The sequence below is a fragment of the Sphingomonas sp. CFBP9019 genome (genome assembly GCF_034045155.1).
Classification (GTDB): Bacteria; Pseudomonadota; Alphaproteobacteria; order Sphingomonadales; family Sphingomonadaceae; genus Sphingomonas; species Sphingomonas aerolata.
In genome coordinates, this window is the sequence record NZ_JAXCWK010000003.1 from 144777 (window position 1) to 171396 (window position 26620).

Consider the following 26620-nt stretch of genomic DNA (forward strand, 5'->3'; position numbering starts at 1 on the left):
GGCATCGCGGCGGCGACATCGAACCGTCACCGTAACGACGCGGGGGCGTCACGGATCTGGTTAATGGATCCCCCCGAGGCTGCGCGGTCGCGGCCAAGGGGACGCTTCATGACCTATCTCTCCACCTTGCTCACGGGCGTCGCCACGGTCGCGATCGCAGTCACGGCGCCGGCGGCCGCGCAGACCGCAGGCGACCCTGCGACGCTGCCGGTCGCGACGCCCGCCGCCGACGCGCCGCCGGGTGACGAGATCGTCGTGCTCGGCTTTGGCGAGAGCCGCCAGGTGCAGAGCGTGACCGCCGCTGATCTCTCGCGGCTGACGCCGGGGTCGAGCCCCTTGAAGGCGATCGAGAAGCTGCCGGGCGTCAATTTCCAGGCCGCCGATCCGTTCGGCGCCTATGAATGGGCGGTCCGGATCTCGCTGCGCGGGTTCAACCAGAACCAGCTCGGCTTCACGCTCGACGGCGTGCCGCTCGGCGACATGAGCTATGGCAACGTCAACGGCCTGCACATCAGCCGCGCGATCATTTCGGAAAACGTCGCGCGGACCGACGTGGCGCAGGGGGCGGGCGCGCTCGGCACCGCCTCGACCAGCAATCTCGGCGGTACGATCGAATTCTTCAGCGACAGACCGCGCGACACGCTGAACGTCACCGGCGGCGGCACCTATGGCTCGAACGACACCTATCGCGGCTTCGCGCGGATCGACAGCGGCGATCTCGGCGGCGGGCTGAAGGGCTATCTGAGCTACGGCTTTCTCACCACCGACAAGTGGAAGGGCGCGGGCGTCCAGCGCCAGCACCAGGCGAACGGCAAGATCGTCAAGGATCTGGGCAGCCTCGGCAGCCTGTCGGCGTTCCTCAACTTCTCCGACCGGCGCGAGCAGGATTACCAGGATCTGAGCTACGACATCATCCGCCGCCGCGGGCTGGGCAATGACAACATCGCCGACAATTATCCGCTCGCGCTGCAGATCGCGAAGGTCGCGCAGAACCAGGCGGCAGCCGCGGCCGGCGCGGCACAGCCCTGGGCGGGCGTCGGCACCGCGTTTCCCGCCGGGATCGGCACGGTCGACGACGTCTATTTCGACGCCGCGGGCGTCCGTCGCGATTATCTGGGCGGGGTCACGTTCGACGCCAACCTCACCCCCGGCCTGACGCTCAGGACCACCGGCTATTATCACGACAACAAGGGTCAGGGATCGTGGATCACGCCCTATTCGCCGACCCCGGCCGGCGCCGCCAATGCCGATGGCACGCCGATCGCCGCCGCCAGCCCGCTCGGCTTCCGCACCACCGAATATGCGATCAAGCGCGGCGGGGCACTCAGCAACCTCGCCTATGAAACCGGCGCGAACACGCTCGAGCTCGGCGGCTGGTATGAAAGCAACAGCTTCACCCAGGCGCGCCGCTTCTACAGCATGACCGATACCGCGACGCCGAACCGCGACGTGCTGAAGTTCCAGGACAATCCCTATGCGACGCAATGGGACGGCAAATACACCACCGACACGATCCAGTATCATGTCGGCGACACGCTCCGCCTCGCCGACGACCGACTGACGCTCAATGCCGGGTGGAAGGGCTTCACCGTCACCAACCGTGCGATCATGCTGCCCGCGACGACCTCGCCGCTCGCGGTCGGGCGGATCTCCGCCAAGGACTGGTTCCAGCCCCAGGCCGGGCTGCTGTTCAAGCTCGCGCCCGGCACCGAGCTGTTCGCGGACTATAAGGAAAACGTCCGCGCCTATGTCTCGTCGGCGACGACCGGGCCGTTCTCGACCACGCAGGCCGGGTTCAACGCGATCCGCGACCGGCTGAAGCCCGAACGGTCGAAGACCGCGGAAGGCGGGCTGCGCTTCCGCCAGGGCCCGGTCCAGGCCTCGGCGGTCGGCTATTATATCGACTTCTCGAACCGGCTGCTCGGCTTTGCCAATGGCGCAGGGATCATCGGCAACCCGGCAACGCTCAACAATGTCGGCAGCGTCCGGACCTATGGCGCGGAGGTCGCGCTGACCTACCGCGTGTTCACGCCGCTGTCGCTGTTCGCGAGCTATTCGTACAACAACTCGCAATATGCCGACGACGTGCTCGACGCGCGCGGTGCCGTGCTGGTCGCGACCGACGGCAAGACCGCGGTCGACAGCCCCGAGCACATGGTCAAGGGCGAGATCGTGTTCGAACAGTCGGGCGTCACCGCACGCGTCGGCGCGGACTATATGAGCAAGCGCTACTTCACCTATCTGAACGACCAGTCGGTGCCGGGCCGCGTGCTCGTCGATGCCAGCATCGGCTACCGCTTCGAGGGGGACGGTCCGCTTCACGGCGTGTCGATCGAGGGCAGCGTCACCAACCTGACCGACAAGGGCTATATCTCGACGATCGGCTCGAACGGCTTCACCGCCAGCGGCGACAACCAGACGCTGCTGGCCGGTGCACCGCGCCAGGTGTTCGTGTCGCTGAAGAAGGGGTTCTGACGCACGGGCCGGATCGGGACGCTGACGCCCCGGTCCGGCACGCCCGCGTTCAGAACGCCGCAGACAGCCCGGCGAAGGCGGTCACGCTGTCGCGGTCGTCGCGCAGCGCATAGCCCGCGACGCCCGCGCGCAGCGACAATGCGCCGGCGACCTGTCCGTCGACCCCCATTGCATAGCTCATGTAATTGCGATCGGCGCGTTCGACGCTGCTGGTGAAGCGGATCGGCGCGCCGGTCGGGGTCATCGTCAGCGTGCGGGCATCGTCGTCGAACTCGCGCTCATAGCCCGCCCGCACGAACACGCGGACCGGCTCGCCCGGCAGCGACCGCACGACCGCGCCGAACCGACCGGTCAGGCTCTCGATCTGCTGGCGACCGAACGCCGCCGCGGTCGACAGCCCGCCCGCCTCGGCATAGCCCGCCAGCCGGACGCGGTCATATTGCACCGCCAGATCGGGCCCGAAGGCGAGACCGCCGGTGCGGACCAGGTCGAGCGCGCCCGTGATCCGGCCCGCGACGTAATTGCCGTCGGTCTCGCCGTCATGCGTGCGGATCGTCGGCCCGAGCTGCACGCTGCGCTGGATCTGGCGATAGTCGATCTCGCCATAGCTGCCGTCCGCCAGCAGCCGGACCGGCCCCAGCTCGCCGCGCGCATAGCCGCTCGCGGACCAGGCGCGCGGCTTGTAGCGTCCCGCGCCGTTCTGGAAATCGCCCGTCCCGTCCGAATAGGCGCCGGCGATCCCGACGCCCGAGGCCGCGCCGATCGCGAGGTCCGCACCCAGCGTCCCGCTGAAGCCCCGCTCGGTGATGCCGACGCGCTGCGCCGAATTGCCACTCGCGTAATAATGATAGGCCGCACCGCCAAACACCGACAGCGCACGACCGTCACGCTGCGACCCGCCGCGTTCGGGGCCTTCGAGCAGGTCGCGTTGCGCGCGGAACATCGCCTGCGCGGCATAGCCGAGCCCGGCGATCTGCTCGGGCGCCTGGACGAGGCTGGCGATCGCCTGCCCCTGGATCCGCTGCGTGATGCCCGCGGGGTGAACGCTGTCGGCGAGGATATAGGTCTCGTTCGCATTAGGCGTGACCAGGGTTGCGCGGGTACAGGCGAGCGACGAGGGCACGGTGCAGGCGACCCCGGTGATGTTGGTGTAGCCATAGGTCGCCGGGCTCGTCACGAGTTCGTTGAACAACCGGTCGGTATCGAAATACAGCGCGTTGACGTTCGCCGCCGCGAGCGCCGCGGCATAGGTCCGGTTGAACAAGGCGAGCCCCGCCGCACCGCCGGTCTGCACCGCGAGCGTCACGATCCGCTGCGCGCCTACGGCCTGCAGCCGGCTGACCTGCGTGGCGAGCTGCGTCGCGGCGGTGGTCAGGATCTCCGGGTTCGCGCCGCCCCCGGCCAGGAACGCGAAATAGTCGTTGCCGCCGCCCTGCACATAGACGAGGTCGCGCGGCCCGAACGTGCCGCCCGCGCCGAGGAAGTTGGTGATCTGAGTCGTGATCGGGATCGACAGCGCGTTCGCTGCGGTCACGCGCGCGCCGCCGACCGCATAATTGGTCCCGCCCTGGCCATAGACCGGGGTCAGCGGCAGCCCGAGCCGCGCCGCGACCACTTCGGGTGCCACCGGATCGGGATTTGTCGTGAAGCTGCCCGCGTCGCGCGGCAACCGCGGGTCGAGCGTCAGATAATAGCCCCCATCGGCCAGGCTGTCGCCGAACACGACCATGCGGTTGACCGGCGCGGCGGCGGCGGTCGCGCCACTCGCGGTCTGGGCCACTGCGGGGGATGCGATCGCCAGGGTCGTGCCCAGCAGCGCCGCGACGGCGGACGTCGTTTTCATAGATCCTCTCCTGTGCGGCAAGGGGTCGTTGCCCCCTGCTCTGGCACTGTCGTGGATCTGTCACATTGTGACGTCAAGCCGTCTCGCGCGGGGTATCAGCCGTCGAGCTGTGCGCGGGTCGTCGCGCCGACGCGCATCCCGGTCACGCTGACCACGAGCGTCTCCATCTGCGCCTCGACGAACCCCGCGGCAAGAAACGCGCGGATCTCGGTCATCGGCAGCGCGAAGCCGCGGCGCCACGCATAGACCGCCATCCGCCGCAGCGCCTCGAGCCGCGGATCGGCGAGCTGCGACCGGCTGCCCAGCCCGAACAGCCCGCCCATCGCGCGCGACACCGCACCGGGGCTGGCAAGACTGCGCAGCGTGTCGCGCTTGGCGAGCGCGATGACGCTCCATTCGAGCGCGGAAAACCCCGCCGTCTCGTCGGCGGCGTCACCAGAAAGATCGACCACCAGATCGGCGGCCAGATCCGCGGCGAGGTTCGCGGCCGGATTTACCGGCGCGGCGGCTGCAACCCGCGCGGTGTTGCGTGTGCCACAGGGTGCGGCGAAATGCGTGTCGAGGTCGAGATAGGCCATGAATATCCCCTTTCGGATCGGGCAGCACCGGACCTGCGTCGATGGAGGGTCCATCGGCACGGCATGGGGCGGCGCGGGTGCGGTCGTGGTGACAGTGTCGTTCCGACGTCGGAGCAACCTTCGATACCGAGCGGTATACAAACCGATCGACCCGAACGTCAACCACCTTCTGTACCGGGCGGTAGTTTTTTATGCGTCGGGGTTCCCCGCCGCCCCGCCGGAGAGAAATCTACTGAGCGACATCAATTTCCCGGGTGGCTGACGACGAGCCGTCGCTGTGTTGCGACGAACCGCCCGGCGCCCACCGGCTCCCCGCCAGACTGACGCGTTGGGACAGCATCTTTGGACAGGAGAACGGACATGTCGCAGTCCCCTACCGACCATACCGACGACGCGCCCCCGACGACCTGGAAGAAGGGCGACCCGATCGCCGCCGAGGGCCTGCCGACCACGACCGGGGACAGCATCGTCGGCCGCACGGTGACGATCAACCGCCCGGCAGCCGAGCTGTTCGCCTATTTCCGCGACTTCACCAACCTGCCGCGCTTCATGGAAAACGTCGTGTCGATCACCCCGATCGACGCCACGCGGTCGCACTGGGTGGTCAAGGCGCCCGCCGGCCGCACGGTCGAATGGGACGCGGTCGTGACCGACGAGACGCCCGACCGGGTGATTGCCTGGACGTCCGAACCGGGCGCCGATGTCGCCAACAGCGGCCGGGTCGAGTTCCGCGATGCCGGCGCACGCGGCACCGTCGTCACCGCGACGATCGTCTATGATCCGCCCGCCGGCATCGTCGGCAAGATCGTCGCCAAGATGTTCCAGCGCGAACCCGCGATCCAGGCGCGCCGCGACCTGCGCCGGTTCAAGCAACTGATGGAGACGGGCGAGATCGCGACCGCCGCCTTCACCCGCAAACAGCATGACGAGGAGTTCGCCTGATGCGCGCATTGGCATGGCATGGCCGCCACGACGTCCGCGTCGACACGGTCGACGACCCCGAGATCCTCAACCCGCGCGACTGCATCATCAAGGTGACGTCGACCGCGATCTGCGGCTCCGACCTGCATCTCTATGACGGCTATATCCCGACGATGCAGGCGGGCGACATTCTCGGCCACGAATTCATGGGCGAGGTCGTCGAGACCGGTCCCAAGTCGACGCTGAAGAAGGGCCAGCGCGTCGTCGTGCCGTTCACGATCGCGTGCGGCAGCTGCTATCACTGCGGCAAGCATCAATATTCCGCCTGCGACAACGGCCTGCCCGCGGACAATCAGGACATCGCGCAGGAGCTGTACGGCCAGCCGATGAGCGGGCTGTTCGGCTATAGCCACATGACCGGCGGCTATGCGGGCGGCCAGGCGGAATATGTCCGCGTGCCGTTCAGCGACGTCGGCCCGATCGTCATCCCCGACGGGATCGAGGACGACAAGGTGCTGTTCCTGTCCGACATCCTGCCGACCGGCTGGCAGGCGGCGGAGAATGCGCAGATCGAGCCCGGCGACACGGTCGCGGTCTGGGGCTGCGGCCCGGTGGGGCTGTTCGCGGTTCAGTCGGCGTTCCTGATGGGCGCCGAGCGTGTCATCGCGATCGACCATTTCCCCAAGCGCCTCGCGCTCGCCAAGCGGTTCGGCGCGGAGACGATCAATTTCGAGGAAAGCGCGGTCTATGAGGCGCTGATGGCTATGACCGGCGGGATCGGTCCCGATGCGGTGATCGACAGCGTCGGGCTGGAGGCGCACGGCTTCTTCGTCGACAACGTCATCGACCAGATCAAGAAGTCGACCTTCCTCGGCACCGATCGCACACACGCGATCCGCCAGGCGATCATCGCGTGTCGCAAGGGCGGCCGAGTCTCGATGCCCGCGGTCTATGGCGGGCTCGTCGACAAGTTCCCGCTCGGCGCGTTCATGGAGAAGGGGCTGACGCTCAAGACCGGCCAGACGCACGTCCAGCATTACATGCCCGCGCTGCTCAACGCGATCCTCGAGGAGAAGATCGACACGACCTTCCTCATCTCGCACCGCATGGATCTCGAGGAGGCGCCGCAGGGCTACAAGATGTTCCACGACGATCAGAACGAAGTGACCAAGGTCGTGCTCAAGCCCGGCTTCAACTGAGAGGATATCGACCCATGGCTACAGCATCACCACACGGCAAATTCGCCGTCATCACCGGCGCCTCGACGGGCATCGGCTTCGAGCTCGCGACGATCGCGGCGCAGGACGGCTATGACATCCTCGTCGTCGCGGACGAGGCGCTGATCGAGGCGGCGGCGGCCGACTTCCGCCAGTTCGGGACCACGGTAACGGCGCTCGAGGCCGACCTGTCGACCACCGACGGCGTCGACGCGCTGCTCGCCGCGACCAACGGGCGCCAGATCGACATATTGTGCGCGAATGCCGGCCGCGGACTGGGACACGGTTTCCTCGACCAGAGCGTCGCCGACTGGCGCGCGGTGATCGACACCAACATCACGGGCACGCTGTATCTGGTACAGAAGGTGCTGCCCGCGATGGTCGCGCGCAACGACGGCAAGCTGCTCGTGACCGGGTCGGTCGCGGGCTATATCCCCGGCGCGTTCCAGGCGGTGTATAACGGGTCGAAGGCGTTCATCGACAGCTTCACCGAAGCGCTCCGCAACGAGATCAAGGACGCGGACGGCGTCACGCTGACCACGCTGATGCCGGGGCCGGTCGACACCGAATTCTTCGACCGCGCCGACATGAACGACACCGATGTCGGCACCGATCCCAACAAGCGTTCGCCCAGCGATGTCGCGCGCGACGGCTGGGACGCGCTGATGGCGGGCAAGGGCTCGGTATTCTCGGGCTGGATGACCAAGCTGCAGGGCGTCATCGCCAATGTCGTGCCCGGCTCCGTCCTGGCCGAGCAGCATCGCAAGATGGCCGAACCCGGCAGCGCGAAGGACTGATCGCGGCATGAAGCGACGCGGCGGGCTTCGGTCCGCCGCGTCGTTTGCCACGATAAACATCGGCATGGTAGGTCTCCGGCTCAGCCAGGAGCCCCTATCGTGCCCGATCAGCCGCCATCGTCCGATACCGTCCCCCCGCCGCTCCCGCTCGACGAGCAGCTCTGCTTTTCGCTCTACGCCGCGACGATCGCGATCAACCGCGCGTACAAGCCGATGCTCGACCAGCTCGGCATCACCTATCCGCAGTTCCTCGTGCTCCAGACGCTGCACGAGGCGGAGGATGGCCGGACGATCGGCGCGATCGCCGAACGGCTCGCGCTCGAGCCCAGCACGATCACGCCGCTGGCCAAACGGCTCGAGGCGGCGGGGCTGGTCACGCGCCTGCGCAACCCGGCGGACGAGCGGCAGATGCATGTCCGGTTGACCCCGGCGGGCCGGACCTGCTGGGCGGGTACGGGGTGCCTCGGGCCGATGATCGTCGACCGCAGCGGGATGACGCCCGACCGGCTGCGCGCGCTCAACGCCGAGGTCACCGCGTTGCGCCGCGCGCTGGGCGATCCGGACAGCGCAGGACGCTAGCTGGCACCGCCGCCGGACCCGGCGACGTGCAATGCCGACGATGCTTTCCCATATAGGTCAGGCACCTGACACGATCGGGGCACGAACGGAGACGAAGCATGGCAGGCGGCTGGACGCGCGATGGCGCGGTGCAGGATCAGATCGACGATACCGTGATGGATGCGGTGATGGCAGCACGCGCGCGGATGCCCGTCGGCGAGAGCGAGGAACAGTGCATCGCCTGCGGCGACGACATTCCGGAGGGCCGACGCCAGGCCGTGCCGGGCGTGCGGACATGCATCGCCTGCCAGAGCGGTCGCGATCGCCCCGCGGCATCGCTGTTCAACCGCCGCGGCAGCAAGGACAGCCAGCTTCGCTGATGCGGAGGGTGTTGGGGGATCGCGTGCCGCCTGAGTCGGCGCTAGGGGTGACGCCATGCTGACGACGACCGCGCTGCAACCGCTGGCCCATGACCTCGACGAGACCGCGCCCGATTTCGTCGTGATCGACGTCGAGACAGCCTGTGCGCGCGTCAGCAGCATCTGTCAGGTCGGGATCGTCGGCTTCCGGAACGGTGCCGAGGTATTCGCCTATGAGACGCTGGTCGATCCGCGCGACGAATTTCACGCGTTCAACACGCGGATCCACGGCATCGCCGCGCATCATGTCGTCGGCCAGCCGAGCTTTGCCGACATCCATGCGACGGTCACCGCGCATCTGTCGGGGCGGACCACGGTCGCGCATTCCTATTTCGACAAGGGGGCGCTCGCCGCCGCGTGCCGCGTGCACGATCGCCCGGCGATCGAGACGACCTGGCTCGACAGCGTGCGCGTTGCCAAGCGTGCCTGGCCCGATCTGGCGAACCACAAGCTCGGGCAGCTCGCGCGCTATCTCGGGATCGAGCATCGTCACCACGACGCGCTGAGCGATGCGCGCGCCGCGGGCTGGGTGATCGTCAAGGCGATCGACCATACCGGCCTGACGCTGGCCGACTGGCTCGCCCCGCCGCGCGTCGCCGGCCCCGCCCCCGCCGCGGCGCTCGACGGGCCGTTGCGCGGCGAACGGATCGCGCTGCTCGGCCAGCCGCGCGACGGGCCGCTCGCGCACCGTGTCGCCGCGCTCGGCGCGCGGGTGATGACCTCGGTCGGCGCGACCACGACGATCCTGCTCGTCGCCGGCCCCGATCCGCAGGCGCGCGCGCTGCGCACGCATCCCGCCCGGCTGAAGGCGGAGGCCTATCGCCGTGACGGTGGCGCGATCCGCATCCTGGGCGAGGCCGACCTAGACGCGCTGCTCCACCGGGTCTGACGTCGGGACGTGCCGGGGATCGGGTAAAGCTTCCGACTTCGCATGCGGCTGTTTGCCCGGCTCGTCCGTTGGGGGCGCGAACATCAGGAGTTTGACGATGAAGGCCATGACGCTGCGATCGCCCGCGGGGCTCGACACGCTGCAGAGCGAAGACCGTGCGGATCCGGGCGTGCCGGGCGCGGGAATGATCCGTGTCGCGCTGCACGGCAGTTCGCTCAACTACCATGATCTGGGCGTCGTCACCGGCCGGATGCCGACCGAGGACGGGCGCATCCCGCTGTCCGACGGCGCAGGCGTGGTCGAGAGCATCGGCGACGGGGTGACCGAATTCGCGGTCGGCGATCAGGTCGTGTCGTGCTTCTTCCCCGACTGGCAGACCGGCACGCCGACGATCGGCGATTTCTCGCGGACGCCCGGCGACGGCATCGACGGCTTCGCACAGGCGCATGTCGTCCTGCCCGCGACCGCCTTCACGCACACGCCCAAGGGCTATGACGCGGTCGAGGCGGCGACGATCACCACCGCCGGGCTGACCGCGTGGCGCGCGCTCGTCGTCGACGGCAAGCTGAAGGCGGGCGACACCGTGCTGCTGCTCGGCACCGGCGGCGTCTCGATCTGGGCGTTGCAGATCGCCAAGGCGATGGGCGCGCGGGTCGCGATCACCTCGTCATCGGATGAGAAGCTCGACCGTGCGCGCGCGCTCGGTGCCGATTTCACGCTCAACTATCGCGACGAGTCCGATTGGGGACGCAAGGTCGTCGACTGGACCGGCGGGCGCGGCGTCGACCATGTCGTCGAGGTCGGCGGCCCGGGCACGCTGGCGCAGTCGATCACTGCGGTCCGTGTCGGCGGGCACATCTCGCTGATCGGCGTGCTGACGGGTAACAGCGGCGAGGTCCCGACCGCCGCGCTGATGGGCAAGCAGGCGCGGCTCCAGGGCCTGATCGTCGGCAGCCGTCAGGAACAGCAGGACTTCGTCCGCGCGATCGACGCGACCGGGATCAAGCCGGTGGTCGACCGCCGCTTCCCGCTCGACCAGCTTGCCGAGGCGTTCGCGCTTCAGCAGAGCGGCGCGCATTTCGGCAAGATCGGCATCGAATGGTAAGCGCAGCGACCGGGTGATCACCCCCGGCGCGGCGGGATCGGTGCCGCGCCGGTCAGCCGCGGCGGGCGGTAGTCGAGCGCGGCGTGGTCCGCGCTCGGATACCGGACCTTGGACGGCCGCCCCTCCCCGCGCATCCGCCGATCCGCCTCGTCCCAGCCGGGCAGGTTCGCGGTCTTGGTAGTCCAGTGGGCGATGCTGGCCTCGTCACACCAGTGCATCAGCTTCGGCATCGCCTTCAGATGCGAGCCGTCGGTAATATAGCGCTTCATGTCCGCGGCATCGCGCCAAACCGTCATCGTCCAGAAGGTCAGTGCACGGTCGCGCAGGATGGCCCCGGCGAGATACCCCTCCGCGCGGCGCACCTGCGCGCTGGTCTTCAGCGCATCGAGCGCAAACAGCGGCACGAACCGCAGCGTGCGCAACCGAAGCCGGGTGATGCTGATAAAGGCCATGCGCGACACCTACGCCTGCCCGCATTGCCCAGCAACTGCACGATCGGCCCTGCACGGCGGAGCGATGCGCGTGCTGGTTCGTTCGACCCGCATATCCCCCCTAAACTCCACGCAGGACACGAGATTATGAGCGATCCCCGCAGCAGCGCCCCCACGTCCTTTCCGAACGAACCGCAGCAGCCGAGCCCCGGTCTCGAGGTCCAGATGCGCAACAAGCCCGATCATGGCGAGGACAGCTATGTCGGCAAGGGGCTGCTGAAAGACCGCGTCGCGCTGATCACCGGCGGCGATTCGGGGATCGGTCGCGCGGTCGCGATCGCCTATGCCCGCGAAGGCGCCGACGTCGCGATCTCCTACCTCGCCGAGGAACAGGCCGATGCCGACGAGACCAAGGCCTGGGTCGAGAAGGCCGGCCGCCGCTGCATCCAGCTGCCCGGCGACATTCGCGACCGCGATCACTGCGCGGCACTGGTCGAGCGCACCGTGGCCGATCTCGGCAAGCTCGACATCCTCGTCAACAACGCCGCCGCGCAGACGACCAACGAAGGGCTCGACGGGATCGACGACGACGAGATGCAGGATGCGTTCTCCGCCAATGTCTTCGCGATGATCCGCCTCGCCAAGGCCGCGGTGCCGCACATGAAGCCGGGCGCCGCGATCGTGAATTCGACCAGCGTGCAGGCGAAGATCGCGACCGAGAACATGATCGTCTATTCGACCACCAAGGGCGCGATCGCGAGCCTGACGATCGGGCTGTCGAACCTGCTCGCCCCCAAGGGCATCCGCGTGAACTGCGTCGCGCCCGGCCCCGTCTGGACGCCGATCCAGCCGATCGCCAAGGGCGGCGACGAGCTCGAGACGCTCGGCCAGAACACGCCGCTTGGCCGCGCGGGCCAGCCGGGCGAGCTCGCCCCGGCCTATGTCCTGCTCGCCTCCGACGAGGGCAGCTACATGTCGGGCGCGCTGCTGCCGGTGACAGGCGGCATGCCGATGCTGTGAGCGCCCGCCCCGCGCTCCACTTTGTCGGGTTTCGCGGCGACGAATACAGCGTCGCGCTGCGCATCTTCGGCCCGCCGGATTTCATCCATATCGGATGGGACCGGTGGGCCCGGCAGGAAGTGATGCCGGGCGACATCGCCGTCTTCGCGCGCGGCACCTCCGACGACGAACCCTCATTCTACAGCGTCCCCGATCTCCGCGAGGGCTGACGCTGCTCCCCCAATTTCTCCAGAACAAAGATCCTTCCATGTCAGACCCCAGCGTCACGACCGACTATTCCGCACGCGATGCGCGGATCGCGATCAACACCTTCACGACGGTGCTGCGCCGACCGCAGGTCCCGCACGAGGTGTTCGCGACCTATTGGCGCGACGTCCACGGACCGCTCTGCTCGCGCATTCCCGGGCTCGGCTGGTACGTCCAGATGCATCTCGATCGCGCGCAGGATGCGCATCTCTGGCCGGCGATCGACGGGATCGCGCCGTTCGACGACTATGTGCTCGATGGCGGGGTCGAGATCGGCTTTGCCAGCGCCGCGGATCAAGAGATTTTCAACGCCGCCTGCCCGATCCTGTTCGCCGACGAACAGAACATGTTCGCCGCGACCGTCGCCTATGCGCTGCCGCAGGGGTCGCGGACGCTGGTCGACCGGATCGCCAACCCGGTGCCCAATGGCGGGGAGAGCATCGACCGGCTGCACGTCCATTTCGGGATCGGCGACACCGATGCCGCCGGGTTTGCGGACTTCATGACGCAGTTCGCCGAGACGCTCGCCGCCGACCCCGCGGTGCTGAAGCTGCGGCTGCATCTGCCCGAGCGCTACGACAATGCGGACCCCGCGCCGCCCGCGCCCGACGTCGCGCACACCGTGCCGCCCGAGCGTGAACAGGTCGCGATCCTCGAATTCGCTTTCGAGACACCGATGACCCGCCGCCGCTTCTTCGCCTCGGACCGCTTCACCGCCACGATCGACGGACAGAAGGCACATATCGGCCATGTCGCGGCGTTCGCGGTCAGCGGCGTCTACACCTATGTCCGTGACGGCGAACTGACCGTCGCGGGCCTCCGCGGCAGCCGTCCCGCGCAGCTGATCGAGCGGCTGGGCGCCGCCAACCAGGTACAGGACGACGTCCGCAAGCTGCTGCTGACCGGGGCGCTCTGACCCCGTTCAATCAATGCGCCAGAAAGACGGGGATCGGGCTGCTGGTCAGCATGGTCCGCGTCACCCCGCCGAACAGCGCTTCGGTAAAGCGCAGATGCCCGAACCCGCCCATCACGACATAGCCGTACTGCCCGCTCGCGGCGGCGGCGAGCAGCTGTTTGGGCGCGCCGCCGGGCTGGACTTCGATCCGGCGGATGACGGGGTGGATGTCGTAGCGCGACAGATAGGTGGCGGCGTCCTCGATCGGCGACGCCATCGCCCCGTCGTCGACCGAGAACAGCGTGACCTGGTCCGCGAGCCTGAGCATCGGCACCGCCGCGCGCAGCGCCGCCGCGGCGCAGGGCGACCCGTCCCACGCGACCAGTGCGGTCGCCAGATCGATCCCCCGGGACTCGCCCGGCACCGCAAGCACCGGCTTGCCCGACTTGACGATCAGCTCGCTCGCGGTGCGGCGCATGTCGATCACCGACGGGTTGTCGAGCCGGCGGTTGAGGACGATGACGTCGGCGAGCGCCGCGGCACGGACGATGCACGCCGCCGCCTCCCCGGTCGCATCGACCCAGTCCCACGCGACATCCTCGCGCGCGAACCGAGCCTCGAGCGTCACCTTGTTGGCACGCTCGCGCGTCGTTTCGTCCGCCAGCACCGCCGCCATCGCATAGCCGGCCTCGCTATAGTCGTTGCCCAGGATCGGCGGGATATAGGTCACGTCGAGACAGGTGATATGCCCCGTCAGCGCACGCCCGAGATCGAGCGCGGCCTGGAGCCGGGCCTCCTGGCCCTCGTCGTCATGCGCCAGCACCAGAATGTTTTTCATCGGACGCCTTTCGGGTTGGATACAGCCCCGGTGCTAGGCCGTCCGGCGGGCGCGCGTTATTGCGGTTTATACGGATCCGCCCCGGGTTGCGGGGTCGCAGGCCGCTCGGTGAATTCGCGCTCGACGATCGTGATGCGCGCGACCATCGCGACGAAGAAGGCGGTCGACCAGCCGAGCAGGATCACGCCATTGGCGCCCTCGATCGCGCCGACGATCCGCCACGATTCCCCGAGCAGCACGTCGCCATACCCGATCGTCGCATAGGTCGAGGTCGAGAAATACAGCGCGGTGCCGAAATCGGCGAGCGCGCCCGTCCCGCTGTACAGCAGCGCATAGGCCCAGATCTCGATCCCGTGGACGACGAACAGCGCGGTCGCGGCGCCGACGATGCCGATCACGTCATGCCAGCGCCGCCGCACCCCGGTCCTGCGCCCCTGCCGCCGGATCACCAGCAACAGCCCGGCCAGCCCGGCAAGGTGGACCAGGATGGTGGCCAGCACCATGCCCGTCGCCACCGCGAGCTGGACGAAGAGGTTCATCGGCCGAGCCTAGGGCGGCTACCCGCGCTTTCCCATGCGGGTATCTACCTAGAGCGGCCCCGGTGCAGGCGGGATGAACACTGTACGCCGATGGCCGCGCGGCGTAGAACCGGACGACCGGGGAGACAGCAGATGACGGCACGACGCGATGGCGCACGGCGCTACAATTTGGGCGCGATCGCGTTCCACTGGATCATCGCAGCGCTGGTCTTCATCCAGCTCTATGTCGGCTGGACCTTTGCCGACATGCCGCGCGGCGACCTGCGCACCGGCTGGTTCGACTGGCACAAGACGCTCGGCTTCACGATCCTCCTGCTCAGCATCGCCCGGCTGATCTGGCGGATCGCCAATCCGCCGCCGCCCTTCCCCGCTGCACTCCAGACCTGGGAACGCGTGCTCGCCCGCGCCAACCACGCGCTGTTCTACGTCATCCTGATCGGCCTGCCCGCGACCGGGTGGATGTATCTGTCGACGGGCAAGCCCGCGCTGACCAGCAGCACCACCTCGCTGATCGGCGGCTTGAGCTGGCCGTTCATCCCCGGCCTGCCGCGCGGCGCGCATGAGGGGTTCGAAGAGGCGCACGGCCTGCTCGTCTGGCTGACCTGCGCGCTGCTCGTCCTGCATGTCGGCGCCGCGCTGAAGCATCAGTTCGTCGACCGTATCGGCAACCGGATGCTGCCGTCGGGCGCGCGGGGCGACGGCTGACCGCCGCCCCGCCGCCTCAGCGACGCGGCATCCGCGCCGCGGTCGCCTCGATCTCGACGAGGTAATTGGGGCCTGCGAGTGCTGCGACCTGCACCGTCGACCGCGCGACCGTATGGGGGTTGTCCGCGCTCCCGAAGAACTGCTTGAAGCCGTCGTTCATGCCGGCAAAGTCCATCTTGCCGTCGCCGCGCTTCGGATCCGCGGTAACGAACACCGTCAGCTTGTAGACATCGGCCATCGTGTAGCCGTGCTCGGCCAGGATCGCCTTGATCTTCGTGAAAATGCTGACCGTCTGCGTCCTGGTGTCGCCGAACGACTCGACGCCGGTGACCGGTTTCGACGGATCGATCGGCGCGGCGAGCTGCCCCGACAGCACCAGCGTCTCCGCGCCCGCGGGGATGGTCACGCTCTGCAGGATCAGCGACGGTCCCGGCCCGGGATTGGCGTGGCGGACGATCTGCGCGGTTGCCGGCGTCGCGAGCATCGCCGCCGTTGCTAGGCCCAGACCGGCACGGGTCAGTCTGCGCGAGACGCGGTTCACGATCGGTCGCACTGGCATGGTCGTCTCTCCCAAATATTCGGTGGTCCCGCGCGTCAGGACGCGTCGGGTGTGTGAAGGGCTTTGGTCATCGGCACGAACGGGACCGCGATCCCGTCCGCGTCGACGGTGATCCCGGGCTCCGCGACGAAGCCGTGGCTTTCGTAAAAGGGGACCCCCGACAGCGTCGCCATCAGCGCGAGCTTGTCGAAGCCCGCCGCGCGCGCCGCCGCCTCGCTCGCCGCCATGATCGCCGATCCCACCCCGCGCCGCGCAAAGCCGGGGGCGGTAAACATCGCACGGATCCGCGCCGCATCCTGCCCCGGTACCAGCAGCGCGGCGGACCGGTCGGCATAGCGATCGCCGCCGAACAGCGTGGCGAAGCGGCTCCACCCCCCGCACCCCGCCAGCGCGCCGTCGATCTCCGCGACCAGATAGCTGCTGTCGTCGACCAAATCGGTGTCGACCCCGAAGATCGTCCGGATCGCACTCGCCAGCGCATCGGGAGCGTAGAAGCCCTGCCCCAACGTCGCCGCCGACGTCGCGATCAGCTGCTCCAGCGCGGGGACATCCTCGCGCCGTGCCGCCCGGATCGTCACCCCGCCCGTCGTCGCCGTGCTCATCACCATGCCGATCACGCCGCCACCCGGTCCGGCCGCGCACCCAGATCGGCACGCTGAAGCCCCGCGATCGCGGCGATCGCATGATGCGCGGACTGGACCGCGCCTTCCTGCCATCCCGGCGTCTGGCTCAGCGCGGCGCTGGCAAAGACGGTGCGGCCCGCGGGCTGGCACAACAGACGATAGCCTTCGGTATCGATATCACCCTCCTGATGCCCCGCCATCCCGACGAACCAGTTCGGCCATGGCCCCAGGCTGTACGGAATCTTGTTCCAGTTGACCGCGACGCCATTGACCAGATCCTTGCCGTGCCCCGGGTGCAGCCGCTCGACCGCCGCGCGCGCGCGCTCGACCTGGTCGGCGATCGGCAGCTTCGCAAAGCCTTCCGCCCGCTCCCCCGAGGTATAGCAGGCCAGCAGCATCCCGCGCGGACTGAACAACCCCGCACTCGGATACCAGATCAGCGACGTCTCGCCACCGACGAACGAGATGCCGCCATAGATCTGGTCCTGTTCCCAGAAGCGCGGCGAATCGAACGCGACCTTGTTCGAATGGTCGTACACCACGCCCGCAATCGCCTGCGCGACGGGTTTCGCAAAGTCGCAATCGACCTTGGCGAGCACAGGAAAGGGGATGGTGCAGACCGCGAAATCGGCGCGCGCGATCCGGCCCGCGCCCGTCTTCGTATCGCGCCAGGCGATCTCGACGCCATCGGGGCGGTTGCGGATCCGTGTCACGTCCGCGCCGCGCACCACCTTGCGGGCCAGCGCGCGCTCGAACCCCGCGGGGATCCGGTCCATCCCGCCGACCGGCTGGAACATCGTCGCCTGCATGTAGACATTGTCCTCGAACAGCATCGCCGGCAGCTGTTCGTTGGCGAGCAGCCGGTCGAGCGGCATCGGCGCGGGCGGTCGCGCGAAGACGCCGACGCCCGCATCGGGAAACGCCTGGAATCCCGATCGCAACGTCCCCGCGAAATGCCCCGTCGCGTCGAGATCGCCATAGGTCTTGAGAAACGGCAGCAGCGCCTGCTTGTCCGCCGCGCTGAGACTCTGGTCGAGCGCGCCCTGGTTGACCGCCTTCATCAGCAGTTCGGCGACATGCCCGCGCGTGTCGTTGATCGCGGTGCGCATCCGCACCTTGTCGCCCTTCTGCCCCATCAGGAAGGCGCTGCGGCTCGAATTGATCTCGACCTCGAGCGGAACGCCGAGCTTGCCGCAATAGCCGAGGATGCGGTGGTGGAAGCTCGGCAGCCGCGCCGGCCCGGCGTTGAAATAGGCGCCGTCGGAGAAGCGCGCGACCTGGTCCGCCTCGCCGTCCATCACGATCCGGTCACCGTCGCGGACCGTCCAGTTGCGCCCGCCGACCCGGTCGCGCGCCTCGAGCACGGTGACGTCGAACCCCGCCTGCTGCAGTTCATAGGCGGCGACCAGCCCGGCGATCCCCGCCCCCAGCACGATCACCGACCGCCCCTTGCCAAAGCCGGCGGGCAGATCGGGCATCGGCGCCGCCGCCGCGACATTGCCCGCGATCCCCAGCGCCTCCATCGCGCCGAAGGTCGCGGCCGCGCCGCCCGCCATGCCGATATGCTGTAGGATCGATCGCCGCGTGATCATCTGTGAGTCCGCCCCGTTTGCGCGGCCTCGACCGCGCGTCCCCTGGAAAGTCGCTCACCTTCGCGTCGTCCGTCCTGTTGGCTCGGATCCGCGGCACACTCCCCCGGCGACCGGCGCGTTGCCCGCACCAGCTCGTTATCGTTCGTCCCTGCGTTTTGTTATGACCCCATGACACCCCAATTGAATCGATCGCGCAAGCAGTTTTTGTCCTGTTTCGCGCGCATCCCGGTGCTATTGTTACGCGCAAGGAGATTGCGGTATTCCAATCCATCGCTCCGCCGCCGCGCGGTGCCGGTCCGTCCATCATGCACGGCGCAGGCCGGGGCAATCGGCAGAACCCGCGGCAACCCGCACCCGCCATCCCGCGTTAAGCCCGCGCACATGATCAAGGTCGCCAGCTATAATATCCACAAGGGCATCGGTCTCGACCGCCGCCGGAACCCCGAACGCGTGGTCGAGGTGCTGCGCGAGATCGACGCCGACGTCATCGCGCTGCAGGAGGCGGATCGGCGGTTCGGCACACGCGCCTGCGTGCTGCCCTATCACCTGCTCGAGGAGCATAGCGACTGGAAGCCGATCCCCGTCAGCCTCAGCGCGCTGAGCATGGGGTGGCACGGCAATGTCGTGCTGGTGCGCAAGTCCGCGGTGATCGTCGACAGCGAGGCGATCCACCTGCCCTCGCTCGAGCCGCGCGGCGCGGTGATGGCGGACGTGCGGACCACGGGCGGGATGATCCGCGTCGTCGGCATGCATCTCGACCTGTCGGGGCTGTGGCGACGGCGTCAGGCGGCGGCGGTGCTCGCGCATGTCGACGCCTGCGCGACCCGCCACCCGACCGTGCTGATGGGCGACCTCAACGAATGGAGCGCGGGCTCGGGCTGTCTGCGCGACTTCGGCCGAGACTTCGCGTTCGCCGATACCGGCGCGAGCTTCCATTCGCGCCGCGCGATCGCCCGGCTCGACCGGATCATGGCGTCGCGCGACCTGCGCATCGCTAGCTGCGGCGTGCACAGCAGCGCCGCCGCGCGCAAGGCGTCGGATCATCTGCCGATCTGGGCGACGCTGGAACCCGCATGACGCGGACCGTTCCCGTCAGCTCTTATCGCTGCCCGGTCGGGGGCTGAGCAGGTGCGCGAGAAGGAACTGCGCCTCGCCCTGGTCTGCTATGGCGGGATCAGCCTGGCCGTCTACATGCACGGCATCACCAAGGAGATCTGGCATCTCGTCCGCGCCAGCCACGGCCATCATGCCGGTGGTGACCGCGGGACCGGCAGCCAGGCGGTCTACCGCGACCTGCTCGACGAGATCGAGGCGCAGGGTGCGCTCAAGGTCCGCGTGCTCGCCGACATCATCGCCGGCGCCAGCGCGGGCGGGATCAACGGCATCTTCCTCGCCCAGGCGATCGCGACCGGGCAGAGCCTCGATCCGCTCACCGATCTCTGGCTGAGCTCGGCCGATGTCGAGGCGCTGATCGATCCCCATGCCGCGCCGCATTCGCGCTTCTCGAAGGCCTGGGCCCTGCCGCTCGCCTGGATGGCGGCGGGGCGCAGCGCGGACAAGGTCCAGACGCTCGACGACACGACGCGCGAGGAGGTGAAGGCCAAGCTGTCGCATTTCGTCCGCTCGCGCTGGTTCGAGCCCCCGTTCGGCGGCGCGACCTTTACCGGGCTGCTGCTCGACGCGTTCGACGCGATGGCCGCCAGCGAACGCGGGCCGCGGCTGTTGCCGCCGGGCCAGCCGCTCGACCTGTTCGTGACGGTCACCGATTTCACCGGCCATCCCGAACGGCTCAAACTCAATTCGCCGCCCGAGGTGGTCGAGACCGAGCACCGCGTCGTCGTCGACTTTTCCGATCATGGCGCGCCGACCGACAGCCTGGCGGGCATCCCCGAACTCGCCTTCGCCGCACGCGCGACGTCGAGCTTTCCGGGTGCGTTCCCGCCGTTCATGGTCGCCGAGCTCGACGGCGTGCTCGCCGATCGCAAGACGGCCTGGGCGTCGCGCGATGCCTTCCTCAAGCGCATCCTGCCCCGCCAGTCGGCGACCAACGGCGCGGATCAGGTCGTGCTGATCGACGGATCGGTGCTCGCCAACGCGCCGTTCCGCCCCGCGATCGACGCGCTGAAGGAACGCCCCGCGCGCCGCCAGATCGACCGCCGCTTCGTCTATATCGATCCGTCGCCGGGAATGAAGTTCCGCCTCCCGCCACAGAACGGCACGCCGGGCTTCTTCCAGACGATCATCGGCGCGATCAGCGAATTGCCCCGCCAGCAGCCGATCCGCGACAATCTCGACGCGATCGCCGCGCGCTCGGCGCAGATCGACCGGATGCGCGCGATCATCGATGCGATCCGCCCCGATGTCGAGGCGGAGGTCGAGCAGCTGTTCGGGCATACGCTGTTCCTCAACAGCCCGACCGCGGCGCGGCTCGCCAACTGGCGCGCGCGTGCGCAAAAGGCGGCGGCGGCCAGCGCGGGCTATGGCTATGCCGCCTATGGCCATCTGAAGGTCGCGGGCGTGGTCGAGACGCTGACTTCGCTGCTGTTCCACGCCGGCGGCGAACCCGGGCCGCAGCGCTGGGACCGGATCCGCGCGGCGATCGCGACCGCGGTGACGGCGAGCGGCGCCGAGGAGATCGGCGCGGCGCATGGCGGCGGCGCGAGCCCCGCGACGATCGCGTTCCTGCGACGCTTCGATCTCGGCTTCCGGATCCGCCGATTGCGCCTGATGGCGCGCCGCCTGACGGTGCTCGAAGCCGAGGTCGAGGAGGTCGCACTCGCCCCGATCCGCGACGCGATCTACGCGTCGCTGTCGGACTATCTCGAATGCCAGCGGACCGATGCGCATGCCGCGCTGCGCCGCGAGGTCCGAACGCTGCGCGACGACGCGATGCCGCTGCTCGACGCGCTGGCCGCCTCGCTCGACCTCAACCGCCGCGACGCCGAGACTGATGTGCGGCTCGCGGAGGCGTTCGTCGCGCTCGACCGGCCGGTGCGCCGCTCGATGCTGCTCGCCTATCTCGGCTTCCCCTATTTCGACACCGCGACGCTGCCGCTGCTGCAGGGTGAAGGACTCGACGAATTCGACCCGATCAAGGTCGACCGGATCGCCCCCGACGACGCGGTCGCGATTCGCTCGGGCGGGGCGGAGGCGACGCTGAAAGGGATCCAGTTCAACAGCTTCGGCGCGTTCTTCAGCCGTGCCTACCGCGAGAACGACTATCTCTGGGGCCGGCTGCACGGTGCCGAACGGATGATCGACATCACCGTCTCGACGCTGCCCCCGTCGGTGCGGATGAAGCCCGGCCGTGTCGCCGCGATCAAGCGCGCCGCGTTCCTCGCCATCCTCGACGAGGAGGAGGAACGGCTGACCGCTGTGCCCGGCCTGTTCGCGGATCTGCGCCGCGAGATCGGCTGAAACGCACCGTCGGCGACCGCCAGCCCGGTCCGGAACAGGGTTAAGTTGGCGCAAGGCTGGCCAAAAGCGGACGGCGGCTTTACCCCCGGGCGGATGCAAGGGGATAAGTCATGCAGTTCCTGAAGATCCTGTTCTGGTGCCTGCTGGCGTTCATCGCCGCAGTCTTCACCATCGCCAACTGGGCGACCGTGCCGATCCGGCTCTGGGGCGGCCTGATCGCCGACGTGAATCTGCCGATGCTGTTGCTGGTCACGTTCCTGATCGGGTTCCTGCCGACCTTGCTCTACAATCTCGCGATGCGCTGGCGCCTGCGTCAGCGGCTCGCGACCGCGGAGCGGACGATCCTCGACCTGCGCGCCGCGCATGCCGTGCCGCCGGTGGGCTACCCTACCCCGTCCTATCCGACTCCGTCCTACCCTGAGGAACCGGCAGTCGCGTCCGCCATCCCGCCCGCCGCCGCGCCGACCGCGGTCCCGCCGGGAGTCGCATGATGAGCAGCCCGATCTATGTCGCGATCGACACCCCCGATCTGGCCCGCGCCAAGGCGATCGCCGGTCGCGTCCGCCACCATGTCGGCGGGATCAAGCTCGGCCTCGAATTCTTCTGCGCGCACGGCCAGCCCGGCGTGCATGCGATGGCCGAGTTCGAGCTGCCGATCTTCCTCGATCTCAAGCTGCACGACATTCCCAATACCGTCGCCAAGGCGGTGCAGGCGCTCGGCGGGCTCGCCCCCGCGATCCTGACCGTCCATGCCAGCGGCGGTCGCGCGATGCTCGAGGATGCGAAGGCCGCCGCGCCAGTCGGGACCAAGGTCATTGCGGTGACGATGCTCACCAGCCTCGATGCGTCCGATCTCACCGCCACCGGGATCACCGGCAGCGCGCATGACCATGTCGCACGGCTGACAGAACTGGCGCGCGACTCCGGGGTCGACGGCATCGTCTGCTCGGGCGCCGAAGTCGCCGCGGCCAAGGCGATCTGGCCCAAGGGGTTCTTCGTCGTGCCCGGTGTCCGCCTTCCCGACGGCCATGTCGGCGACCAGAAGCGCGTCGTCACCCCGCGCGCGGCGCTCGACGCCGGCGCCTCGATCCTCGTGGTCGGTCGCCCGATCACCCAGGCCGAAGACCCCGACACCGCCGCCCGCGCGATCGCCGCGACGCTCTGACCCCGCCGTCCACGGTCATCCCGACGATCTACCCCCGTCATCCTGACAGAGAATGTGGGAATTCACAGGCCGCCGGGATCTAAGGAACACCATGACTACCGCCAAGATCTGCGGCCTCTCGACCCCCGCGACGCTCGACGCCGCGATCCGGCACGGGGCGAGCCATGTCGGCTTCGTCTTCTTCCCCGCCTCGCCGCGCCACGTGACCTTCGACAAGGCCGCCGAACTCGCCGCGCGCGTGCCGGGCCATGTCGCCAAGGTCGGCGTGTTCGTCGATCCCGAGGACGAGATGCTCGAACAGGCGATCGCATCCGCGGCGCTCGACGTGCTGCAGCTCCACAAGGTCACGCCCGCACGCGCCGCCGCGATCCGCGCGCGGTTCGGGATCGAGCTATGGGTCGCCGTCGCAGTGCGCACGCGCGGCGATCTCGACGGCGCGCACGCGTTCGTCGGTGTCGCGGATCGCATCCTCTACGACGCCAAGACGCCCGATTCGGCCGCGCTGCCCGGCGGGATGGGGCTGCGCTTCGACTGGGACCTGCTCGACGGGTTCCGGCATCCGCTGCGCTGGGCGCTGTCGGGCGGGCTCGACCCGGCGAATGTCGCCGAGGCGATCCGGCGCACCGGCGCAGAGCTGGTCGACGTGTCGTCAGGGGTGGAGAGCGACCCCGGCACGAAGGACGACGCCAGGATCGCGGCATTTCTGAAGGCGGTTGCTGCGTTCTAGCACCACCCCGGCGAAGGCCGGGGCCCAGTTGGGGACGGTACATTGCCAGGTCCTGCCCGTCACCACGACCTTCCCGACTGGGCCCCGGCCTTCGCCGGGGTGGTGCGTATCGGAAACGCTAGGGGTGACAGCGTTTTCCGAAATGCTAAAGCGCTCCGCATGAACGCTCCCAATTCCTACCGCGCGCAGCCCGACGAACGTGGCCATTTCGGCGATTTCGGCGGCCGTTACGTCGCCGAGACGCTGATGCCGCTCGTCCTCGAACTCGACGAGGCGTATCGCGCCGCCAAGGCCGACCCTGCGTTCAAGGCGCAGTTCGACGACCTGCTCGAACATTATGTCGGCCGCCCGAGCCCGCTCTATTACGCCGAACGCCTTACAGAGGCGCTGCGTGAATCCGCAGAACCTGGCATGGGTGCGCAGATCTGGTTCAAGCGCGACGAACTCAACCACACCGGCGCGCACAAGATCAACAACTGCATCGGCCAGATCCTGCTCGCGATCCGGATGGGCAAGACACGGATCATCGCCGAGACCGGCGCGGGCCAGCACGGCGTCGCGACCGCGACCGTCTGCGCGCGCTTCGGCCTGCCCTGCGTGATCTACATGGGCGCCAAGGACGTCGAGCGTCAGGCGCCCAACGTGTTCCGCATGAAGCTGCTGGGTGCGGAAGTCCGTCCCGTGACCAGCGGCGCGCACACGCTGAAGGACGCGATGAACGAGGGGATGCGCGACTGGGTCGCGAACGTCCACGACACCTTCTACATCATCGGCACCGCGGCGGGCCCGCACCCCTATCCCGAGATGGTCCGCGATTTCCAGAGCGTGATCGGCACCGAGGCGCGCGCGCAGATGCTCGACCGCGTCGGCCGCCTGCCCGACCTGCTCGTCGCCGCGATCGGTGGCGGATCGAACGCGATCGGGCTGTTCCACCCGTTCCTCGACGATGCCGATGTCGCGATGCTCGGCGTCGAGGCGGCGGGCCATGGGCTCGACAAGCAGCATGCAGCGAGTCTTGCGGGCGGCTTCCCCGGCGTGCTCCACGGCAACAAGACCTATCTGCTGCAGGACGAGGACGGCCAGATCACCGAGGCGCATTCGATCTCGGCGGGGCTCGACTATCCGGGCATCGGCCCCGAGCATGCCTGGCTGCGCGACATCGGCCGCGTCGACTATGACAGCGCGACCGATCAGGAGGCGCTCGACGCGTTCCAGCTGCTCTGCCGGACCGAGGGCATCATCCCCGCGCTCGAACCATCGCATGCCATCGCCACAGTGACCAAGAAGGCGCGCACGATGCGGCAGGACCAGATCATCCTCGCCAATCTGTGCGGCCGCGGCGACAAGGACATCTTCACGGTGGCCGAAGCGCTCGGGGTGGCGATTTGAGCCGCCTCGCCGCCACCTTCGCGCGCACCGCGGCCGAGAACCGCGCCGCGCTCGTCGCGTTCGTCACCGCGGGCGATCCCTCGACCGCCGCGACGCCGGCGATCCTCGACGCGCTCGTCGCGGGCGGCGCCGATGCGATCGAGCTCGGCATGCCGTTTACCGACCCGATGGCCGATGGCCCCGCGATCCAGGCCGCCAACATCCGCAGCCTCGCGCAGGGGACGCGCACCGCGGACATCCTCGCGATCGCCACCGCCTTCCGCGCGCGCCATCCCGAGACGCCGCTGGTGCTGATGGGATACGGCAACCCGATGCTGCGGCGCGGCGCGGACTGGTTCGCGCAGGCCGCGGCTGCCGCGGGCGTCGACGGCGTGATCTGCGTCGATGTGCCGCCCGAGGAAGACGATGCGCTTGGGCCCCAGCTGCGCGCCGCCGGGATCGACCTGATCCGCCTCGCCACCCCGACCACCGACGCGGCCCGGCTGCCGACCGTGCTCGATGGCGCGAGCGGGTTCCTCTATTACGTCTCGGTCGCGGGCATCACCGGGCTGCAACAGGCGCAGCAATCCTCGATCGAGGACGCGGTCGCGCGGCTGAAATCGCAGACCGACATCCCGGTCGCGGTCGGCTTCGGCATCCGCACCCCCGAGCAGGCGGCGAACGTCGCGCGCGTCGCCGACGGCGTCGTGGTCGGCTCGGCGATCGTCGAGCTGGTCGCGCAGCACGGCACCGCTGCGGCCGAGCCCGTCCGCGCCTATATCACGTCTCTCGCCGATGCCGTCGCGTCCGCAAGAAAGGAAATTCGCATGGAGATCGGCGCATGAGCTGGCTCAACAGCGTCCGCAACGTCCTGCCGTTCGTCGCCAAGCGCGAGACGCCCGAAAATCTCTGGCACAAGTGCAAGGGCTGCGGGCAGATGGTCTTCACCAAGGAGCTGGAGGAAAATCTCCACGTCTGCCCGAAATGCGACCATCACGACCGCATCGGGCCGAAGATCCGTTTCGCACAGCTGTTCGACGAAGGCAGCTGCAGCGAGCTGCCCGCGCCGCCGGTGCCCGAGGATCCGCTCAAGTTCCGCGACCAGAAGCGCTACACCGATCGCCTCAAGGCGGCACGCACCGACAACAGCGAGCGTGACGCGCTCGTCAATGCCCGCGGCGCGATCGACGGCCACCGCGTCGTCGTCGGCGTGCAGGATTTCGGCTTCATGGGCGGATCGATGGGCCTCGCGGTCGGCGAAGCGTTCGTCCGCGGCGTCGAGGCAGCGATCGAGGATCGCGTGCCCTATGTGATCTTCACCGCCAGCGGCGGCGCACGCATGCAGGAGGGTATCCTCAGCCTGATGCAGATGCCGCGCAGCACCGTCGCGATCCAGATGCTCCACGACGCCGGCCTGCCCTATATCGTCGTGCTGACCGATCCGACATCGGGCGGCGTGATGGCAGCCTATGCGATGCTCGGCGACGTCCAGATCGCCGAACCCAAGGCGACGCTCGCCTTCACCGGCCGCCGCGTGATCGAGAGCACGATCCGCGAGAAGCTGCCCGAGGATTTCCAGACGTCGGAATATTATCTCGAACACGGGATGATCGACATGGTCGTCCACCGGAAAGACCTGCGCGAACAGCTCGGCACCGTCATCGGCTATCTGAGCGCCCGCGAAGCGGCGTAA

The 26620-nt window shown here is 68.6% G+C and carries 28 protein-coding genes; 20 read left to right on the plus strand and 8 right to left on the minus strand.

Annotated elements, in window-relative coordinates:
• The first annotated feature begins 108 nt into the window (after positions 1–108).
• A complete protein-coding gene (locus SOM18_RS08585) occupies positions 109–2475 on the plus strand; it encodes a TonB-dependent receptor (RefSeq protein WP_320481556.1) in 2367 nt (788 codons plus the stop codon).
• A gap of 49 nt (positions 2476–2524) precedes the next feature.
• Here the strand turns inward: SOM18_RS08585 and SOM18_RS08590 are convergent, their stop codons facing one another.
• Positions 2525–4318, minus strand: a complete 1794-nt coding sequence (locus SOM18_RS08590) for an autotransporter domain-containing protein (protein WP_031439710.1) — start codon at positions 4316–4318, stop codon at positions 2525–2527.
• A gap of 95 nt (positions 4319–4413) precedes the next feature.
• A complete protein-coding gene (locus SOM18_RS08595) occupies positions 4414–4896 on the minus strand; it encodes a hypothetical protein (protein ID WP_235188291.1) in 483 nt (160 codons plus the stop codon).
• Between the two features lie 360 nt (positions 4897–5256).
• Here SOM18_RS08595 and SOM18_RS08600 point away from each other — a divergent pair, with 360 nt between their 5' ends.
• The 7 genes from SOM18_RS08600 (at position 5257) to SOM18_RS08630 (ending at position 10802) form a co-directional block, all read left to right on the plus strand.
• Entirely contained in the window at positions 5257–5838 is a 582-nt protein-coding gene (locus SOM18_RS08600) for an SRPBCC family protein (protein WP_031439712.1), read from the plus strand.
• Entirely contained in the window at positions 5838–7016 is a 1179-nt protein-coding gene (locus tag SOM18_RS08605) for a zinc-dependent alcohol dehydrogenase (protein WP_031439713.1), read from the plus strand. The genes SOM18_RS08600 and SOM18_RS08605 overlap by 1 nt, the downstream gene beginning before the upstream one ends.
• A gap of 14 nt (positions 7017–7030) precedes the next feature.
• Entirely contained in the window at positions 7031–7831 is an 801-nt protein-coding gene (locus tag SOM18_RS08610; RefSeq protein WP_031439714.1) for an SDR family NAD(P)-dependent oxidoreductase, read from the plus strand.
• Between the two features lie 99 nt (positions 7832–7930).
• A complete protein-coding gene (locus SOM18_RS08615; protein WP_031439715.1) occupies positions 7931–8410 on the plus strand; it encodes a MarR family winged helix-turn-helix transcriptional regulator in 480 nt (159 codons plus the stop codon).
• Positions 8411–8508: 98 nt separating this feature from the next.
• A complete protein-coding gene (locus SOM18_RS08620; protein ID WP_031439716.1) occupies positions 8509–8769 on the plus strand; it encodes a DksA/TraR family C4-type zinc finger protein in 261 nt (86 codons plus the stop codon).
• Positions 8770–8824: 55 nt separating this feature from the next.
• Positions 8825–9697: an exonuclease domain-containing protein gene (locus SOM18_RS08625; protein WP_320481557.1), complete on the plus strand. Its 873-nt coding sequence runs from the start codon at positions 8825–8827 to the stop codon at positions 9695–9697.
• 97 nt (positions 9698–9794) lie between these two features.
• Entirely contained in the window at positions 9795–10802 is a 1008-nt protein-coding gene (locus SOM18_RS08630) for a zinc-dependent alcohol dehydrogenase family protein (protein ID WP_031441240.1), read from the plus strand.
• A gap of 17 nt (positions 10803–10819) precedes the next feature.
• Here SOM18_RS08630 and SOM18_RS08635 read toward each other — a convergent pair whose 3' ends face one another.
• Positions 10820–11254: a DUF3291 domain-containing protein gene (locus SOM18_RS08635; RefSeq protein ID WP_042467394.1), complete on the minus strand. Its 435-nt coding sequence runs from the start codon at positions 11252–11254 to the stop codon at positions 10820–10822.
• Positions 11255–11380: 126 nt separating this feature from the next.
• On the opposite strand from SOM18_RS08635, the gene SOM18_RS08640 reads away from it, so the two are divergent.
• The 3 genes from SOM18_RS08640 to SOM18_RS08650 are packed head-to-tail and all read left to right on the plus strand — an operon-like array spanning position 11381 to position 13415.
• Positions 11381–12253: an SDR family oxidoreductase gene (locus SOM18_RS08640; RefSeq protein ID WP_031441238.1), complete on the plus strand. Its 873-nt coding sequence runs from the start codon at positions 11381–11383 to the stop codon at positions 12251–12253.
• Positions 12250–12462, plus strand: a complete 213-nt coding sequence (locus tag SOM18_RS08645; RefSeq protein WP_031441237.1) for a hypothetical protein — start codon at positions 12250–12252, stop codon at positions 12460–12462. The genes SOM18_RS08640 and SOM18_RS08645 overlap by 4 nt, the downstream gene beginning before the upstream one ends.
• Positions 12463–12500: 38 nt before the next feature.
• On the plus strand, positions 12501–13415 hold the full coding sequence (locus tag SOM18_RS08650) for a hypothetical protein (protein WP_031441236.1): 915 nt from the start codon (positions 12501–12503) through the stop codon (positions 13413–13415).
• Positions 13416–13425: 10 nt separating this feature from the next.
• Here the strand turns inward: SOM18_RS08650 and SOM18_RS08655 are convergent, their stop codons facing one another.
• Positions 13426–14232: a universal stress protein gene (locus SOM18_RS08655; RefSeq protein WP_031441235.1), complete on the minus strand. Its 807-nt coding sequence runs from the start codon at positions 14230–14232 to the stop codon at positions 13426–13428.
• Positions 14233–14288: 56 nt separating this feature from the next.
• Complete coding sequence (locus SOM18_RS08660) at positions 14289–14771, minus strand: potassium channel family protein (RefSeq protein WP_042467392.1); 483 nt, start codon at positions 14769–14771, stop codon at positions 14289–14291.
• Positions 14772–14903: 132 nt separating this feature from the next.
• On the opposite strand from SOM18_RS08660, the gene SOM18_RS08665 reads away from it, so the two are divergent.
• Positions 14904–15476 (plus strand): cytochrome b, encoded by a 573-nt coding sequence (locus SOM18_RS08665; RefSeq protein ID WP_042467391.1) that lies wholly within the window; start codon positions 14904–14906, stop codon positions 15474–15476.
• Positions 15477–15492: 16 nt separating this feature from the next.
• Here the strand turns inward: SOM18_RS08665 and SOM18_RS08670 are convergent, their stop codons facing one another.
• Genes SOM18_RS08670 through SOM18_RS08680 form a run of 3 tightly spaced genes read right to left on the minus strand, consistent with a single transcriptional unit; the run spans position 15493 to position 18250 of the window.
• Positions 15493–16035 (minus strand): RidA family protein, encoded by a 543-nt coding sequence (locus SOM18_RS08670; protein ID WP_042467390.1) that lies wholly within the window; start codon positions 16033–16035, stop codon positions 15493–15495.
• Positions 16036–16070: 35 nt separating this feature from the next.
• On the minus strand, positions 16071–16643 hold the full coding sequence (locus SOM18_RS08675) for a GNAT family N-acetyltransferase (RefSeq protein ID WP_320481558.1): 573 nt from the start codon (positions 16641–16643) through the stop codon (positions 16071–16073).
• Positions 16644–16648: 5 nt separating this feature from the next.
• Positions 16649–18250: a flavin monoamine oxidase family protein gene (locus SOM18_RS08680; RefSeq protein WP_042467389.1), complete on the minus strand. Its 1602-nt coding sequence runs from the start codon at positions 18248–18250 to the stop codon at positions 16649–16651.
• 381 nt (positions 18251–18631) lie between these two features.
• Here SOM18_RS08680 and SOM18_RS08685 point away from each other — a divergent pair, with 381 nt between their 5' ends.
• From SOM18_RS08685 to accD, 8 genes are all read left to right on the plus strand, one after another.
• Positions 18632–19327, plus strand: coding sequence for an endonuclease/exonuclease/phosphatase family protein (locus tag SOM18_RS08685; protein WP_031441229.1), 696 nt, complete (start codon positions 18632–18634; stop codon positions 19325–19327).
• A gap of 51 nt (positions 19328–19378) precedes the next feature.
• A complete protein-coding gene (locus SOM18_RS08690) occupies positions 19379–21667 on the plus strand; it encodes a patatin-like protein (RefSeq protein WP_031441228.1) in 2289 nt (762 codons plus the stop codon).
• A 110-nt stretch (positions 21668–21777) separates the two neighbouring features.
• Positions 21778–22158 (plus strand): LapA family protein, encoded by a 381-nt coding sequence (locus SOM18_RS08695; protein WP_042467388.1) that lies wholly within the window; start codon positions 21778–21780, stop codon positions 22156–22158.
• A complete protein-coding gene (pyrF, locus tag SOM18_RS08700) occupies positions 22158–22832 on the plus strand; it encodes an orotidine-5'-phosphate decarboxylase (RefSeq protein ID WP_031441226.1) in 675 nt (224 codons plus the stop codon). Before SOM18_RS08695 ends, pyrF begins: the two co-directional genes overlap by 1 nt.
• Before the next feature lie 91 nt (positions 22833–22923).
• Positions 22924–23559: a phosphoribosylanthranilate isomerase gene (locus SOM18_RS08705; protein WP_031441225.1), complete on the plus strand. Its 636-nt coding sequence runs from the start codon at positions 22924–22926 to the stop codon at positions 23557–23559.
• Positions 23560–23718: 159 nt separating this feature from the next.
• On the plus strand, positions 23719–24948 hold the full coding sequence (gene trpB / locus SOM18_RS08710) for a tryptophan synthase subunit beta (RefSeq protein WP_031441224.1): 1230 nt from the start codon (positions 23719–23721) through the stop codon (positions 24946–24948).
• Positions 24945–25772 (plus strand): tryptophan synthase subunit alpha, encoded by an 828-nt coding sequence (gene trpA, locus SOM18_RS08715; RefSeq protein ID WP_031441223.1) that lies wholly within the window; start codon positions 24945–24947, stop codon positions 25770–25772. The genes trpB and trpA overlap by 4 nt, the downstream gene beginning before the upstream one ends.
• Positions 25769–26620, plus strand: a complete 852-nt coding sequence (gene accD, locus SOM18_RS08720) for an acetyl-CoA carboxylase, carboxyltransferase subunit beta (protein ID WP_031395022.1) — start codon at positions 25769–25771, stop codon at positions 26618–26620. The genes trpA and accD overlap by 4 nt, the downstream gene beginning before the upstream one ends.